Origin of the sequence: Lichenicoccus sp. (assembly GCF_965277665.1) — a bacterium.
Classification (GTDB): Bacteria; Pseudomonadota; Alphaproteobacteria; order Acetobacterales; family Acetobacteraceae; genus Lichenicoccus.
Genome location: NZ_OZ255835.1, coordinates 432,219 through 446,220, shown reverse-complemented (window position 1 = coordinate 446,220; position 14,002 = coordinate 432,219). Strand labels below are relative to the sequence as shown.

The 14,002-nt window shown below is 70.8% G+C and carries 16 protein-coding genes; 9 read left to right on the top strand and 7 right to left on the bottom strand.

Features of this window, described 5'->3' with window-relative positions; all coding sequences use genetic code 11:
- Nucleotides 1–9 precede the first annotated feature (9 nt).
- Entirely contained in the window at nucleotides 10–333 is a 324-nt protein-coding gene (locus ACQY4O_RS02060; protein WP_428374581.1) for a phosphopantetheine-binding protein, read from the bottom strand.
- Between the two features lie 100 nt (nucleotides 334–433).
- On the opposite strand from ACQY4O_RS02060, the gene ACQY4O_RS02055 reads away from it, so the two are divergent.
- Nucleotides 434–1,075 (top strand): hypothetical protein, encoded by a 642-nt coding sequence (locus ACQY4O_RS02055; RefSeq protein WP_428374580.1) that lies wholly within the window; start codon nucleotides 434–436, stop codon nucleotides 1,073–1,075.
- A complete protein-coding gene (locus ACQY4O_RS02050) occupies nucleotides 1,072–1,857 on the top strand; it encodes a polysaccharide deacetylase family protein (RefSeq protein ID WP_428374579.1) in 786 nt (261 codons plus the stop codon). Before ACQY4O_RS02055 ends, ACQY4O_RS02050 begins: the two co-directional genes overlap by 4 nt.
- Here ACQY4O_RS02050 and ACQY4O_RS02045 read toward each other — a convergent pair.
- Nucleotides 1,849–2,709: a glycosyltransferase family 2 protein gene (locus ACQY4O_RS02045; RefSeq protein ID WP_428374578.1), complete on the bottom strand. Its 861-nt coding sequence runs from the start codon at nucleotides 2,707–2,709 to the stop codon at nucleotides 1,849–1,851. The two genes, ACQY4O_RS02050 and ACQY4O_RS02045, sit on opposite strands and share 9 nt — an antisense overlap.
- Before the next feature lie 10 nt (nucleotides 2,710–2,719).
- Entirely contained in the window at nucleotides 2,720–3,514 is a 795-nt protein-coding gene (locus tag ACQY4O_RS02040; RefSeq protein WP_428374577.1) for a lysophospholipid acyltransferase family protein, read from the bottom strand.
- A 250-nt stretch (nucleotides 3,515–3,764) separates the two neighbouring features.
- Here ACQY4O_RS02040 and ACQY4O_RS02035 point away from each other — a divergent pair, with 250 nt between their 5' ends.
- The 5 genes from ACQY4O_RS02035 (at nucleotide 3,765) to ACQY4O_RS02015 (ending at nucleotide 7,862) form a co-directional block, all read left to right on the top strand.
- Entirely contained in the window at nucleotides 3,765–4,571 is an 807-nt protein-coding gene (locus ACQY4O_RS02035) for a class I SAM-dependent methyltransferase (protein WP_428374576.1), read from the top strand.
- The gene (locus ACQY4O_RS02030; RefSeq protein WP_428374575.1) at nucleotides 4,571–5,242 is read left to right on the top strand and encodes an MlaC/ttg2D family ABC transporter substrate-binding protein; all 672 of its coding nucleotides are present in this window, start codon (nucleotides 4,571–4,573) and stop codon (nucleotides 5,240–5,242) included. Before ACQY4O_RS02035 ends, ACQY4O_RS02030 begins: the two co-directional genes overlap by 1 nt.
- Before the next feature lie 126 nt (nucleotides 5,243–5,368).
- Nucleotides 5,369–6,316 carry a hypothetical protein gene (locus tag ACQY4O_RS02025; protein ID WP_428374574.1) on the top strand — a complete coding sequence of 316 codons (948 nt, stop codon included), beginning with the start codon at nucleotides 5,369–5,371 and terminating at the stop codon, nucleotides 6,314–6,316.
- A gap of 3 nt (nucleotides 6,317–6,319) precedes the next feature.
- A complete protein-coding gene (locus tag ACQY4O_RS02020; RefSeq protein ID WP_428374573.1) occupies nucleotides 6,320–7,381 on the top strand; it encodes an enoyl-CoA hydratase/isomerase family protein in 1,062 nt (353 codons plus the stop codon).
- Nucleotides 7,382–7,481: 100 nt separating this feature from the next.
- Complete coding sequence (locus tag ACQY4O_RS02015) at nucleotides 7,482–7,862, top strand: SWIB/MDM2 domain-containing protein (protein ID WP_428374572.1); 381 nt, start codon at nucleotides 7,482–7,484, stop codon at nucleotides 7,860–7,862.
- A 171-nt stretch (nucleotides 7,863–8,033) separates the two neighbouring features.
- On the opposite strand, the gene ACQY4O_RS02010 is transcribed toward ACQY4O_RS02015, so the two are convergent.
- The 3 genes from ACQY4O_RS02010 to ACQY4O_RS02000 all read right to left on the bottom strand — a co-directional run bounded on the left by ACQY4O_RS02010 (nucleotide 8,034) and on the right by ACQY4O_RS02000 (nucleotide 10,167).
- Nucleotides 8,034–9,056 (bottom strand): site-specific DNA-methyltransferase, encoded by a 1,023-nt coding sequence (locus ACQY4O_RS02010; protein ID WP_428378075.1) that lies wholly within the window; start codon nucleotides 9,054–9,056, stop codon nucleotides 8,034–8,036.
- Nucleotides 9,057–9,114: 58 nt separating this feature from the next.
- Nucleotides 9,115–9,750, bottom strand: a complete 636-nt coding sequence (locus ACQY4O_RS02005) for a ribonuclease HII (protein ID WP_428374571.1) — start codon at nucleotides 9,748–9,750, stop codon at nucleotides 9,115–9,117.
- Between the two features lie 132 nt (nucleotides 9,751–9,882).
- The gene (locus tag ACQY4O_RS02000) at nucleotides 9,883–10,167 is read right to left on the bottom strand and encodes a CsbD family protein (protein WP_428374570.1); all 285 of its coding nucleotides are present in this window, start codon (nucleotides 10,165–10,167) and stop codon (nucleotides 9,883–9,885) included.
- A 195-nt stretch (nucleotides 10,168–10,362) separates the two neighbouring features.
- On the opposite strand from ACQY4O_RS02000, the gene ACQY4O_RS01995 reads away from it, so the two are divergent.
- Nucleotides 10,363–11,838 carry an MFS transporter gene (locus ACQY4O_RS01995; protein WP_428374569.1) on the top strand — a complete coding sequence of 492 codons (1,476 nt, stop codon included), beginning with the start codon at nucleotides 10,363–10,365 and terminating at the stop codon, nucleotides 11,836–11,838.
- A gap of 89 nt (nucleotides 11,839–11,927) precedes the next feature.
- Here the strand turns inward: ACQY4O_RS01995 and ACQY4O_RS01990 are convergent, their stop codons facing one another.
- Entirely contained in the window at nucleotides 11,928–12,095 is a 168-nt protein-coding gene (locus tag ACQY4O_RS01990) for a hypothetical protein (RefSeq protein ID WP_428374568.1), read from the bottom strand.
- Between the two features lie 404 nt (nucleotides 12,096–12,499).
- Here ACQY4O_RS01990 and ACQY4O_RS01985 point away from each other — a divergent pair, with 404 nt between their 5' ends.
- On the top strand, nucleotides 12,500–13,939 hold the full coding sequence (locus tag ACQY4O_RS01985; protein WP_428374567.1) for an efflux RND transporter periplasmic adaptor subunit: 1,440 nt from the start codon (nucleotides 12,500–12,502) through the stop codon (nucleotides 13,937–13,939).
- Nucleotides 13,940–14,002: the final 63 nt, after the last annotated feature.

Here is a 14,002-nt window from a genome sequence, read left to right as displayed (position 1 = left end):
AGCAGTCTCTCAGCGGGTGCGGGTTTGGGTGACGTGTCGGGCCAAGCTCCGCAGGTTCGCGAAGATCTCGCCGTTGCGGTCGTCATCCGACTTGAGCTCAATGCCATACCGTTTCGACAGCGCCAGGGCCAGCTCGAGGGCATCGATCGAATCCAGCCCCAGCCCCTGGTTGAACAGCGGCCGCTCCGGGGCGATCGACCCCGGCGGATCCTCGAGCTGTAACGTCTCGGCGATCAGGCTTGCAACCTCGGCCTCGATCGGCGATTGCGGCTGCGAAGCCTGGAGCTGCTCCGAGGTGCGGGCCGTCTTGAGTGGGTCGGTCGAGGCGTTCATGGAACCTTCTAGCTCAGCACAATCCCGGACGTCGCCTCGCTTTATCGCAAGGTCCGGAACGCAGCAACCACAACGCGCAACGATTGCCGGCGTTGCCACGATGGCGCGCGCCGGTCTGATCGTAACAACCGCCTTGCTGCTGCATCTCGCTCTCGCCCATGCCGGCGCGCCGGTCCGGCTCGTCGCCGCCCTCGCAGTCCTGCAGGCCGGTTGCGCGGCGGCGCTGGCCCGCGGCGCCCGTCGACGCGGCGGCGGCGTCCTGCGGGGGGGCCTGCTGCTGCTGCCTTGCCTCGTCTGGCCGGCCTGTCTTGCGGTTCCGCGCCTGGATTTGGTGGCGACGCTGCTCGCCTCGCACACTGTCCTGTATGTCGCCCTCACCGCCCTGTTCGGCCTCTCGCTGCTGCCCGGGCGTACTCCGCTGGTGACCGCGATGGCGCGCGAGGTCGAGCCGCGGCTCACCCCGCGCATGCTCACCTATACGCGGCGGGTGACCTGGGTGTGGACGCTGTACGGCCCGGCGCAGGTCGCGATCTCGATGCTGCTGCTTGCGCTGGCGCCGCTGCGGGTCTGGTCGCTGTTCGTCAACCTGCTCGACCTGCCGCTGCTGGCCGGGATGTTTCTCGGCGAGTTCGCCGTCCGACGCTGGTGGCTGCGTGGCGAAAGCCAGGCCAGCCTCGCGGATGGCTGGCACGCCGCGCGGCGGCGCTGGCTGAGCGGCGCCCCGAGGGGTCACGCCGGGTGAACCGCCTGCTCTCGGCGTCAATCGGCCTGCATGGCGCGGCCCTGGGCGCCGCGATCCTGGCGCCCGGGCCGCGGCGCGGCGCGGCGCGGCGCTGGGCGCTGGCGACGGTCGCGGCAAACCAGGCGGTGCTGACCGCCGCCGGGATGTGCCCACGCAGCCGGCTGCTCGGGCCGAACCTCGCGCGACTGCCGGCGGACCTGCGCGGACTGGTCCTGAGTTTCGATGACGGCCCCGATCCCGACGTGACGCCACGGGTGCTCGACCTGCTCGACGCAGCCGGGGCCAAGGCCAGCTTCTTCTGCCTCGGACAGCGCGCACGCGCCTTCGAGGACCTGGTGCGCGAGATCGCGCGTCGCGGCCACTCGGTGGAAAACCATACCGAGCACCACTACCGGCATTTCGCCGCCCTCGGCCGGGCCGCAATGCGGCGCGAGATCGCGGGCGCGCAGGAGGTGCTGACACGGCTGGCCGGGCGGCCACCGCGCTTCTTCCGGGCGCCGATGGGCCTGCGCAATCCGCTGCTGCAGCCGGTGCTCGACGAGAGCGGATTGCGGCTCGCGAGCTGGACCCGGCGCGCCCTGGATGGCGCGCGACACTGCCAGCCGGAAGCGGCGCTGCGCCGCCTGACCCGGGACCTGGCACCCGGCGACCTGCTGCTGATGCATGACGGGAACTGCGCCCGGGATGCCGCCGGCCGCCCCGTGGTGCTCGACATCCTGCCGCCGCTGCTGGAGCGCATGCGGGCACTCGACCTGCCCGGCCTCAGCCTGGTGTCAGCCTGAGCCGGGTGCCCGCTGCGGCCGGGACGGCAGAGGCTGCCGGCCGGATGGCGCGGCGGGCGAGGCGTGGCACGTCCGCAGGCGCAGCATGACCGGCAGATGCATGACCAGGCCGGTCACCGCCAGGCGCAGGTGCATCCAGCCCAGCCGCAGGTTGTCGCGCCCGTAGCGGAAGTGCGAGACGCCGCCCTCGGCGGCGCTCAGGTAGCGCACCGGGGCGGACAATCGCTGCGGCCGGATGCCGGCCCAGCACAGCCGCACCGCCGCCTCGGTATCGAAATCGTAGCGGCGCATCCAGCGCGTGCGGTGCATGACCGTGCGCAGCGGCGCCACCGGATAGACGCGAAAGCCGAACAGCGTGTCGCCGATGCCCGCACCGCCGGTCTCGATGTCGGCGCAGACGTTGGACACCCGCCGTCCCTGCACCCGCAGCGCGGGCGCCTCGGCGCCGAACACCGGCTGACCCAGGATCATCGCATCCGGGGCGAGCATCGAGGCCTGCATGAAGCGGCCGATCTCGTCGGCGGGATGCTGGCCGTCCGCGTCCATGGTCAGCACGTGGGTGAAGCCGGCCGCCGCCGCCCGGTCGAGCCCGGCCAGGATCGCGGCCCCCTTGCCGCGATTGCGGTCCAGCACGATGACGTGCAGGTCCGGATCCTGCCGGGCCAGCACCTGCATCGCATCGCCGGTGCCGTCGGTGCTGCCATCGACCACCACCCAGACCGGCGACCAGGCGGCGCGGGCGGCGCGCACGGTCTCGAACAGGCGGGCACCTGTATTGTAGCTCGGGATCAGCAGCAGGTGGGTCGCAGAGTGCCGCGGCCCGGCATCCGGGCCGCCGGTCGGGCGCCTCATCGCGGGCCGCTCACGCAGTGTGTCTGGCCAATGGCCGCCTCGCCTGTCCGGCCCCGGCGCCGTCGCCGAGTTCCTGCTCGAAATACCGGTGCAGCGTGTCCACGAACAGCCTGACGTCTCGATCCACCCGGAACTGCCGTCCCACACGCACCCTGATGACGATCGGGAAGGCCGGCATGCGCTGCAGCGGCCAACCCTTGCGCAGGTAGGGGGTGTCGGTCTCGATCAGGATGGCCTGCACCGGCACGCCGGCCGTGCTGGCCATCAGCGCGAAGCCGGCCCGGAAGTCCCCCACGGCCGCGTCCCGCGGGGTCCGCGTGCCTTCCGGGAACACCAGCAGGCGCTTGCCGGCTGCCAGCGACGCCACACCGGCACGTACCAGGGCGATGGGGGAATCGTTGCGGATGTAGCCGGCGAGCCGGATGCCGCCGCCCAGGAACGGGTTGTCCCAGAGCGACGCCTTGGTGATGCAGACGACGCCGCGCAGGCGGCTGGTGACCACCACGGCATCGAGCAGGCCCGGATGGTTGCAGGCAATCACCATCGGCTGGTCGGGCGGCAGCAGATCGAGCGATGCGAGGTCGAGGCGCGCCAGGCCGAGGCGCTGCATCAGGCCGAGCATGTTGCGGAACCCGGCCTGGATGCCCCACTGGCCGACCGCTTCCCGGCGCGACGCCGGCAGCAGCAGGCGCAGCACGGGCGCGGCGAGGCTCCAGCCCAGGCACCCCGCACCCCACAGCGCCAGCACGACGACGAAGCAGACGCGGTGCGCGATCGTCGCGCCGGAGGACTGCCGCGCAGCCAAGGGAAACGCGGCCCGCCCAGGTACGACCCGAGTAGCTGCGACCGGGTTCCGCACGGCTGTCGACGGCTGTGCCGGTTGGGACACCGCGCTCCCCTGATCCACCGAGGCCGGGTCGGCCGACATTGTTCTCGAACGTGATTGTTCTCGAACGTTTATGTAACGCGCGGCCTAGCACGAATCGCGCTTCGGTTGTAGGGCCGCTGCAGACAAGTTGTGCAGCACGGGTTGTGCAGCACGGGCGGGGAATGTGATGCCGGCGGAGCGTCCGGAAGACGAAACAGGTCCGGCGAGCCTCCTGTCGGGCGCACCGCATCCGGTGCTGGCCGGCTGGTATGGCAAGGCCGACGCGCGGGCCGGCTTCGTGCGTCGCCTGTTCGACGCCGGCGCGCCCGACTATGACCGCCTCAACAGGTTGTTTTCGTTCAATTCCGGCGCCGGCTACCGGGCCCGGACGCTGCGCGGCGCCGGACTGCGGCCGGGCGACCGGGTGCTCGACGTCGCCACCGGCACCGGGCTGGTGGCGCGCGAGGCGCTGCGCATCGTGCAGTCGCAGGGCCTGGTCGTCGGCCTCGATCTCAGCGCCGGCATGCTCGCTGTCGCCGCCGGCCGCGAGGGCCTCGCGCTGGTGATGGGCGACGCCGGCCAGCTGCCGATTTGCGATGCCGGCTTCGACATGGTCACGATGGGCTATGCGCTGCGCCATGTCGCCGATCTCCGTGCCGCCTTTGCCGGCTTCCGCCGCGTGCTGCGGCCGGGCGGCACGCTGGTGCTGATGGAGATCGCCTCTCCCCCCGGACGCATCCGGCGCCGCCTCGCCCGGCTCTATCTGAGCCGCCTGGTGCCCTTGCTGGGCCGGCTGACCGGCGGGGGTGCGGCCGCCGACCGCATGATGCGCTACTACTGGGACACCATCGAGCATTGCGTGCCGGAGGCGGTGATCCTCGCGTCGCTCGCCGCCAGCGGCTTCGCTGAGGCCCGATGCGACACCCAGTTCGGACTGCTCAAGACCTACACCGCACGCCGGGCGTTGCCGGTGCGCGCCGCACGAGGACCGTGATGCGCCGAGCCCGCCTGCTGGCCGCTGTCCTGCTCGTCGGGTTGCAGCCGGGGGCCGTCCTTGCCGCCACGGATCGCCCGGCGCTGGCGGGCCAGCCGGATCCGGCGCCGAACTTCCGCATCGAGACGCAGGACCCGGTCGCGCTGTTCATCCGCGATGTCGGACGGCAGTTCCCGCAGGTGCTCGACGGCGCCACGACGCTCGCCGACAAGCGCCGCCGGCTGACCCCGTTCATCGCGCGCATGGTCGATGTCGAGGCGGTGGCGCGCTTCGCCCTGGGGCGGCACTGGGCGGCCGCGACGCCGGCGCAGCGGCAGCGCTACGTGGCCCTGTTCCTGAAATCGCTGGTCAACAACATCGCCAATCGGATGGCGAGCTACCAGGGCGGCCTCGGCCGGATCGCGATCCTGCCGCCGGTCGTGCATCCGGACGGCACCACCTGGGTGCCGACCCTGGTCAAGGGGGCGGGAACGCCCGAGGCGCGGGTGTCGTGGGTGGTGGAGACCACGCCGCAAGCTGGGCCTGCGGGGCCGATGCGCATCGTCGATGTGGTGGCCGAGGGCATGAGCCTGCGGCTCGCCAAGCGCAGCGACTTCGACGCCTACCTGTCGCGGCACGGCAACGACATCGCGGCATTCCTCGACGCCCTGCAGCGACAGACCGACCGCTAGAGCATGATCCGATCGATCATGCTCTGCTTGTCGTTTGATAGAGCAGCTTTATCCGACACTTGGCATCGCGAAGCGATTCCAGTCGATCGGATGCTGCTCTAGATGGGGGATCAACCTGGTTCCGCCGTGTCTGTCGCCTATCTCGATGATGCCGCGCCCCTGCACGATCCGGACCATGTGCTCGGCGTGGTGGCGCTGGCGGGGCATGCAGCTGCCGATCTCGCCGTCGGCCTGCCGGGGCTGGATCGCCCCGGCGTCCGCGAGGTCTGGCGCAGCGAGACCGTGGTGCGGCGCGAGAGCCGGCCGGACATGCGGCTCGCCACCACCGAAGGATACTGCTTCGGCATGATCCGGCAGCCGGTTCCCGCCCCCGGCGCGGCACGCAAGCCGCTCTCGGACGCGGCGCAGGCGGCGTACGCGCGCATGCTGGCAGCATCCCGGGAGGCCGGCTGCCCGAACCTGCTGCGCATCGCCAACTTCGTGCCGCACATCACCCGCATCGAGGCCGGCGAGGAGCGCTATCGCAGCTTTAATGCCGGACGCCAGCAGGCGTTCGCCTCGTTCGGCTACGACGCGGTGCAGGCACCGGCGGCCTGTGGCCTCGGCTGCACCGGCGACGCGTTGCTGGTCTGGTTCCTGGCCGGACGCGAGCCCGGACGCAACATCGACAATCCGAGGCAGGTCAGCCCGCGCCTCTATCCCGAACGCTACGGCGTGCGCCGGCCGGCCTTCGCGCGGGCGACGATCGCCGCCGGCCTGCTGATGGTGTCCGGCACCGCGAGCATCGTGGGCCATGCGAGCCTGCATGCGGGCGACGTGCTGCGGCAGACCGACGAGACCATACGCAACCTCGATGCCCTGCTGGCGGGCGCCGGTGGCGGCCTGGGACGGGACGCCCTCGCCCTCAAGGTCTATCTGCGGCATGCCTCGGATCGCGATGCGGTCGCCCGGCGCCTCGCCGGGGCCGGCTTCGCGCCGCCGGCGGCAATCCTGCAATCCGAGATCTGCCGACCGGAACTCGATATCGAGATCGAGGCGCACGCGACCTTCGCGGGGCAGATCGATGAGCGGTGAGCGATGAAGCGGGCCGATCCGCCCATCATCCTGCGCGAGACCGGGTCGCTCGGCCGCATCACGCTGAACCGGCCGCGCGCGATCAATGCGCTGACCCTCGACATGGTGCAGACGATGCGGGCGGCGCTGCAAGACTGGCGGGCGGACTCCGGCATCGGCAGCGTGCTCATCGATGGCGCCGGGGAGCGCGGCCTGTGCGCCGGCGGCGACATCCGGGCCGCCTGGGACAGCATACGCGACGGCGCCGGGGCCGACCTGTTCTGGGACGAGGAATACCGGCTGCTGGACACCATCGCCTGCTACCCGAAGCCGGTGGTGGCCTGGATGGACGGCCTGGTGATGGGTGGCGGCGTCGGCATCTCGGCGCATGCGAGCCACCGCATCGTCACCGAGCGCAGCGCGGTGGCGATGCCGGAGACCATCATCGGCTTCACCCCCGATGTCGGTGGCAGCTACCTGCTCTCGCGGGCTCCCGGGCAGCTCGGCCTGCGCCTGGGCCTCACCGGCGGCCGGATGAGCGCGGGCGACGCCATCCATTGCGGCTTCGCGGACCACTGCATGGCGAGCGACCGGCTGACGGACCTGGCCGCGGCCCTGCGCGCAACCGGCGCCGATGCGGCGATCGCGGCACTGGCGGCACCGCCGCCGGCGAGCCCGCTCGCGACGCACCGCAGCTGGGTCGACGCGGCCTATGCGGCGCCCTCGATGCTGGACATCGTGACCGCGCTGCGCGCGCGCCCGGAGCCCGAGGCCGCGGACGATGTCGCGGCACTGGCGCGGCGCTCGCCGACGGCGCTCGCGGTCACGCTGCGATCGATCCGCGCCGCACGCGCACTTCCCGGCCTCGCCGCCTGCCTTGCGCAGGAGCGCCGGCTGGTGCGCCACATGCTGCGCCAGCCGGACTTCGCCGAGGGGGTGCGGGCCCAGGTGATCGACAAGGATCGCAACCCGTGCTGGCGACCGGCACGGCTCGAGGATGTCGATGCGGGCCGCCTGGAAGCCTGGTTCGGGGCCGCCGACGTGGCTTCGGACACACAGGGCGGGCACAGATCGCCCGGATCGTGATAACCGGGCTCAGAAACCTATGGTTGCGGCGACGAATATCAGGCGAGAGTCTGTCCCGAGCCCGAGTCGCCCGACTGCCAAACGCCCACTGGAGGACACCATGACCGAAGTCACGAAGAAGACCGCGCCAAAGAGCGCCCCCGCCAAGAGCCCGGCCGCCAAGCCCGCTGTCGCCAAGGCGTCCCCCGGCAAGTCCGCGGTGAAGAGCGGCGGCGTCGACAAGCCGAAGCCCGGCAGCAAGCCGAACGCCCTGCAGCAGCCGCTGCAGCCGTCGGAGGCGCTGGCGGCGGTGGTCGGCGAGGGCAAGCTGGCACGTGGCGAGGTGGTGAAGCGGGTCTGGGACTACATCAAGTCGCACAAGCTGCAGAACCCGAGCGACGGCCGCGAGATCCTGGCCGACGACAAGCTGAAGAAGGTGTTCGGCAAGGACAAGGTGACCATGTTCGAAATGAACAAGCTGCTCGCCCAGAACGTGAAGTAGTCAGCGCCTTTGATTGCCGGGCGGAGACTGTCTGAGAATGCGCTACGGCTCTGTCAGAGGCGCCGCAGGCGCCGGCCGGGGCGGCTGTCGAGAACCGGAGCGGAGCGGCCTTCTGGCCGTGAGCACCGGAAGCGCAGACAGCCGCCTCGGATGACCGCCGTAGTAGCATCATCAGGCGGTCTCCACGGAGCGGGTGCGTAGGACGTCTAGCGGCTGCAGGACCCCCGCCTCCTCGAAATGCCAGAACGTCCAGCCGTTGCAGGACGGCGCGTTGGTCAGCGCCGCGCCGACCTTGTGGATCGAGCCGCGCACGCTGCCCGACACCAGGCTGCCGTCGGGCGACACGGTCGCCGCCACCCGCCGCTGGCGGTCGGTGAGCACCGTGCCGGCTGCCAGCAGGCCGCGCTCGACCAGGCTGCCGAACGGCACCCGCGGCACCTCCCGGCGTGTCGCGGTGGTCATCACGCTGTCCATCGGCAGCGGGCGTTCGCGCCGCACCCGGCCGATCGCCGCCTCCGCATAGTCCGGATGCCGCTCGATGCCGATGAACCGCCGCCGCAGCCGCCGCGCCACCGCCGGCGTGGTGCCGGTGCCGGCGAACGGGTCGAGCACGATGTCGTCCACGCCGGTGCTGGCCAGCAACACGCGGTGCAGCAGGCCCTCGGGCTTCTGCGTCGGATGCAGCTTCAGGCCATGCTGGTTGCGTAGCCGCTCCGGCCCGGTGCAGAGCGGCAGCAGCCAGTCGCTGCGCATCTGCACGTCGTCGTTCAGGGCCTTCATCGCCTGGTAGTTGAAGCGGTAGCGGCTGTCGCGGCCGCGCGCGGCCCAGATCATCGTCTCGTGCGCGTTGGTGAAGCGGCGGCCGCGGAAGTTCGGCATCGGGTTGGACTTGCGCCAGATCACGTCGTTCAGGATCCAGTAGCCGAGATCCTGCAGGATGCTGCCGATGCGGAAGATGTTGTGATACGAGCCGATCACCCACAGCGTGCCGTCCTTGCGCAGCAGGCGGCGCACCTCGACCAGCCACGCCCGCGTGAAGCGGTCATACTCGGCAAAGTCGCCGAACCGGTCCCAGTCGTCGTCCACCCCGTCCACCACGCTGTCGTCCGGACGGCGCAGCTCGCCCCGCAATTGCAGGTTGTACGGCGGATCGGCGAACACGCAGTCGATCGAGGCAGCCGGCAGCAGCCGCATCAACTGCACGCAGTCGCCTACCAGGATCTGGTCGAGCGGCAGTTCCAAGGGCTGTCCCTCAGAATCCGGCCGGTATTGTGCCCGCGGCCTGCACAGCCAGTTCGCGCACCAGTCCGAAGCCCGCGCGATGGTGACGGCTCGGCCCACGATCGATCAGGGCGCTCCGATGCAGGCTGGTGGCGTAGCCGGCATTGCGATCCCAGCCGTAATGCGGCAGCCGCGCTGCAAGCCGCGACATCAGCCGGTCGCGCAGCACCTTGGCCACGATGGAGGCCGCCGCGATCGACAGGCAGGCCGCATCGCCGCCGATGACGCATTGCCCGGGGCAGTCGAGCAAGGGCAGCCGGTTGCCGTCGACCAGGACCAGGTCAGGCGCTGCCGGCAGACGCAGCACTGCCCGGCGCATCGCCAGCAGGCTGGCATGCAGGATGTTGAGGCGGGCGATCTCGTTGACCGAAGCGGCACCGACGCCGATCTCGATCCCCGGGCAGCGCCGCAGGACGGCCAGCGTCGCTTCTCGCTCGGCCGCGGTCAGTTTCTTGGAATCATCGATCAGCCGGGACAGGCGGCGTGGCACGCCATGGCCGAACAGGACGCACGCGGCAACGACGGGCCCGGCCAGTGGCCCGCGACCCACTTCGTCGACGCCGGCGACACGGCCGCCATGCTGGCGCTCACGCGCATAGTCAGGCATCCGGCCCCCACCCTGCCGGCCGGCCGCGAATCGGACCGGCGCATCATGGGGTCATGGAAACCACCAACCCGGCCCCGGGTGCAAGCGACGTGCACGCCGCGGCGTGGGGTGGGTCCGGTTCAGCGCTTCCGGTCAGCGCTTCCGGGCGGGGATCAGCAGGTAGCCGAGCAGGAAACCGATGCCGGTGGCGATACCGAGTGCAGCCAGCGGCTGGTCCGCCACATAGCCGGCGAAGCCTTCGATCTGGTCCTGCGCCTCGTCGAGCGTGTCGCCGAACTGCCGTTGCGCCTTGCCGGTAAGCTGGTCGAACTTGCCTTCCGCCTGCAGGGAGCTGTCACCGGTCAGGCCGCCCGCCGCGTCCTTGAGCTTTCCGGCGCCCTGGGTGACCAGGCCCTCGACGCTGTTCTCGTCTGCCATGGTATATCGTCCTCGCCGGTATGGGTGCTGTTCGACCCGGAACGAGCACCCGGTCCGCAAGTTCCCCACCTGCCGGGCTCTGGTCCCGGCACGGATGGCCCTGGAAGTGGATGGCCCCGGAAGCGCATGGCCCAGAAAGCGCATGGCCCAGAAAGCGCATGGCTTGGGGGCGGGTGACGGGATGCGAGCGCCGAGATGAAATTGCCTGCGATCCTCCCGCCGCGCGCGCCCGGCACCGGGCGAGGCGTCCCGCTGGGCGGCCGCGAGCGCACCACTGCGCTCATCGTCGCCAGCGCGCTGCTGATGGAACAGCTCGACTCGACGGTGCTCACCACGGCCCTGCCCGCGATGTCGCGCAGCTTCCGGGTCGACCCGCTGCACATGAGCGTGGCGCTGACCTCCTACCTGGTGGGGCTCGCGGTGTTCATCCCGGCCAGCGGCCGCATCGCCGACCGGCTCGGCAGCCGTACCGTGTTCCGCGGCGCGATCGCGCTGTTCGTCATCGGCTCGCTGCTGTGCGCGCAGGCGCCGAGCCTGCCGTTCCTGGCGGCCGCGCGGCTGCTGCAGGGCATGGGCGGGGCGATGATGGTGCCGGTCGGCCGGCTGGTGCTGCTGCGCACGGTGCCCAAGGCGCAGATCGTCGCGGCCATGTTCTGGATGCTGCTGCCCGCCTCCCTGGGCCCGCTGCTGGGTCCGGTGGTCGGTGGGGTCCTGACCACCTACCTGTCATGGCGCTGGATCTTCTACATCAACCTGCCGATCGGCGTGCTCGGCATGGCGCTGACCACCCGCTTCATTCCGCAGCTGCGAGAGTGCCCCGGCGGCGGCTTCGACCTGCCGGGCATGGCGCTGTCGGGCGTCTCGCTTGCCTGCCTGATCTTCGGTCTCGAATCGGCCAGCCGCGGCGCCGGCAACCTCGCCATCACCCTGGTGATCCTGGCGGTGGGGCTGACCGCGGCGCTGCTCTATGCGCGCCATGCCGCGCGCACGCCGAACCCGATCCTGGATTTCCGGCTGATGCGCGTGGCCACCTTCCGGCTCTCGGTGCTCGGCGGCTCGGCCACCCGGCTGGCCGCCGGCGCGTCGCCGTTCCTGATCCCGTCGATGCTGCAGCTCGGCTTCGGCCTGAATGCGGCGCAGAGCGGCCTGATCACCTTCACCGGCCCGATGGGCGCGCTCTGCATGCGCCTGTTCACCAGGCGGCTGCTACGTCGCCACGGCTTTAGGACGCTGATGACCGCGAACGGATTGTCGGCCGGGCTGCTGCTGTTCGCCTGCGCGCTGTTCCGGCCGGGATGGCCGTTCTGGACGCTGTCACTGATCTTGTTCCTGAGCGGCGTCGCGCAGTCGCTGCAGTTCATCTCGTACAACACCATCGCCTATGCCGACATCGAGGGCGGCCGGATGAGTGCGGCGACGAGCTTCTACACAACGTTCCAGCAGATGACGCTGACGCTCGGCATCTGCATCGCCGCCGGCAGCATGGCACTCTCCAGGGGTATCGCGGGACGCGCCACCCTGACGCTCGACGACTTCAGTGTCGCCTTCTGCGTGGTCGGCGCCCTGGCCCTGCTGGCGGCCCCGGTCTCGGCGCGCCTGCGCCCGGATGCCGGCAACGAGATCAGCGGCCACCGGGCGGGTGGCGGTTGTGCCCTGCGCACCGGCACCTGATCCTGCAATAAGGCGCAGACATGGAAACGCCCGGAGCCTGGTGGCTCCGGGCGCTCCCGAAATGGAAAATCGTGCGTCTGGACTAGCGCTCAGTTGAAGGAGCGCGCGTTCCACATGCTGCCATAGCTCCCGGTGCGGGCGGAAACCACGTCGCGAAGGCTCACCACCTTCTCGCCGTCACCACGGTCGGTTCGGCCGGAGAACTCGTCGCTGGACATCAGGGCTGCGGTCTCGAGAGCGAAAAGCTTGCGGAACATTGGCGTTGTCCTGGGCTAATTTCGATGGGCGGTTTCCCGTCCCGATGCCGACTGACATAGCACCGCCGCACCGGCGCCACAATCTTGCCGCGATGTTTTCACGCAGCCGTGTTCTGTTCGTTGTATGTTCCTGATTGCCGAATAGTGCGGATTTTTCTGCCGGGCTGCCTGCCGGGTTGCGGCCCAACTGTCTGTTCTGGCCCGGCTGTTTCGACAAATAGGGCGGCGAGCATGGCACCTCCTGCGCGTCCTCTCGTCACAATTCGGAACGGCGGGCCGGTTACACAGGCCTCGCCGCCGCCGGCAATTCTGATAGTCTCGGCCCCCATGACGAAGCCGACGACTGCCACGGCCTGGTCCCGCGCGCCGGCGTGGCACCGGTTGCCGCACGATCCGGGCCACCGATGAGCGAGGCGCCGGTCCGCACCCGCCCTACGACACCTGGTCCGACGCCGGGGACACCTGGTCCGACGCCGGGCGCGCTCCCCGGGCAGACGCCTCCCGGCGGTCCGCCGCGGGACGCCCCGCGGCGCAGGCGCCCGATCCTGCCGTGGATCATCCTGCTGGTCGTGGTGGGCGCCATCACGTTCGCGCTGCTGCGGCCGCATGCCAAGACCGAAGGCGGCCAGCGCGCCGGCGGCCATCGCGGCCAGCACGGCGCCGCCGGCGAGGCACCGCAACCCGTCACCGAGCAGGCGGCGCGCACCGGCGACATGCCGGTCACGCTCACCGAGCTCGGCACCGTCACCCCGCTCGCGACCGTGACGGTGCAGTCGCAGATCTCGGGCTACCTGATGCAGGTCAACTTCCAGGAAGGGCAGGAGGTGCATCGCGGCGACCAGCTGGCGCTGATCGACCCGCGGCCGTATATCGCGACCCGCGACCAGTATGTCGGCCAGCTGGCCCGGGACAATGCGCTGCTCGGCCAGGCGCGCATCGACCTCGCGCGCTACCAGTTGCTGCTGCGCCAGCACAGCATCGCGTCCCAGCAGGCCGACGACCAGGTATACCTGGTGAACCAGTATGTGGGCACGGTCCGCTCGGACCAGGCACAGATCGACAGCGCCAGCCTCAACATCGGCTACTGCCACATCACCGCGCCGGTCGACGGACGGGTCGGGCTGCGGCAGGTGGATGCCGGCAACTACGTGACGCCTGGCCTCGCCAACGGCCTCGTGGTGCTGACCGAGCTGCATCCGATCTCGGTGATCTTCTCCGTACCCGAGGACAATCTCGAGACCCTGATGACCCGGCTGCGCGCCGGCGCGGTGCTGCCGGTCGAGGCCTATGACCGGACCGACACCGCGCACGTCGCCAGCGGCCGCGTCGCGGTCGTCGACAACCAGGTCGACGTCAATACCGGCACCGTGAAGCTGCGCGCGGTGTTCGACAACAAGGACGAGCGGCTGTTCCCGAGCCAGTTCGTCAATGCGCGCCTGCTGCTCGACACCGTGCATGACGCGGTGCTGGTGCCGACGAACGCGGTGCAGACCGGGCCGGAGGGGCAGTTCGTCTATGTGGTCAGGCGGGGCACCGCCGCGTCGGAGGCCGCGCCCGCTCCGCCGAACCCTAAACCTGATGCCGCGAAACCTGAAGCCGCGAAGCCCGAAGCCGCGAAACCGGCCGGTCGTGCGTCCGATACGGTCACGGTGCGCAACATCACCGCCGGCGTGAGCTCGTCGGCCGAGACGGTGATCACGTCCGGACTGCAGGCCGGCGAGGTGGTGGTCACCGACGGCACCGAGCATCTGCGCGAGGGTTCGCGGGTCGTCGTGCCGCCGCCGCCGGGTGCTGCCGCGGCACCCGGTCAGCACCGCCACCACCACCGGCAGGCCGCCCAGTAGCGATGCGCTTCCCACAGCTGACCCCGTCCTCGGGCGGGGCGTCGCGCACCGGCGGCCGTTGCG

Excerpts from the sequence above, each read along its gene's own strand:
- ACQY4O_RS02035 (WP_428374576.1), top strand. The coding sequence starts at position 3,765 with ATGCCGGCGGAGCGTCCGGAAGACGAAACAGGTCCGGCGAGCCTCCTG.
- ACQY4O_RS01990 (WP_428374568.1), bottom strand. The coding sequence starts at position 12,095 with ATGTTCCGCAAGCTTTTCGCTCTCGAGACCGCAGCCCTGATGTCCAGC.
- ACQY4O_RS02055 (WP_428374580.1), top strand. The coding sequence starts at position 434 with ATGGCGCGCGCCGGTCTGATCGTAACAACCGCCTTGCTGCTGCATCTC.
- ACQY4O_RS02020 (WP_428374573.1), top strand. The coding sequence starts at position 6,320 with ATGAAGCGGGCCGATCCGCCCATCATCCTGCGCGAGACCGGGTCGCTC.
- ACQY4O_RS01995 (WP_428374569.1), top strand. The coding sequence starts at position 10,363 with ATGAAATTGCCTGCGATCCTCCCGCCGCGCGCGCCCGGCACCGGGCGA.
- ACQY4O_RS02060 (WP_428374581.1), bottom strand. The coding sequence starts at position 333 with ATGAACGCCTCGACCGACCCACTCAAGACGGCCCGCACCTCGGAGCAG.
- ACQY4O_RS02005 (WP_428374571.1), bottom strand. The coding sequence starts at position 9,750 with ATGCCTGACTATGCGCGTGAGCGCCAGCATGGCGGCCGTGTCGCCGGC.
- ACQY4O_RS02015 (WP_428374572.1), top strand. The coding sequence starts at position 7,482 with ATGACCGAAGTCACGAAGAAGACCGCGCCAAAGAGCGCCCCCGCCAAG.
- ACQY4O_RS01985 (WP_428374567.1), top strand. The coding sequence starts at position 12,500 with ATGAGCGAGGCGCCGGTCCGCACCCGCCCTACGACACCTGGTCCGACG.
- ACQY4O_RS02010 (WP_428378075.1), bottom strand. The coding sequence starts at position 9,056 with ATGCGGCTGCTGCCGGCTGCCTCGATCGACTGCGTGTTCGCCGATCCG.
- ACQY4O_RS02030 (WP_428374575.1), top strand. The coding sequence starts at position 4,571 with ATGCGCCGAGCCCGCCTGCTGGCCGCTGTCCTGCTCGTCGGGTTGCAG.
- ACQY4O_RS02045 (WP_428374578.1), bottom strand. The coding sequence starts at position 2,709 with ATGAGGCGCCCGACCGGCGGCCCGGATGCCGGGCCGCGGCACTCTGCG.
- ACQY4O_RS02000 (WP_428374570.1), bottom strand. The coding sequence starts at position 10,167 with ATGGCAGACGAGAACAGCGTCGAGGGCCTGGTCACCCAGGGCGCCGGA.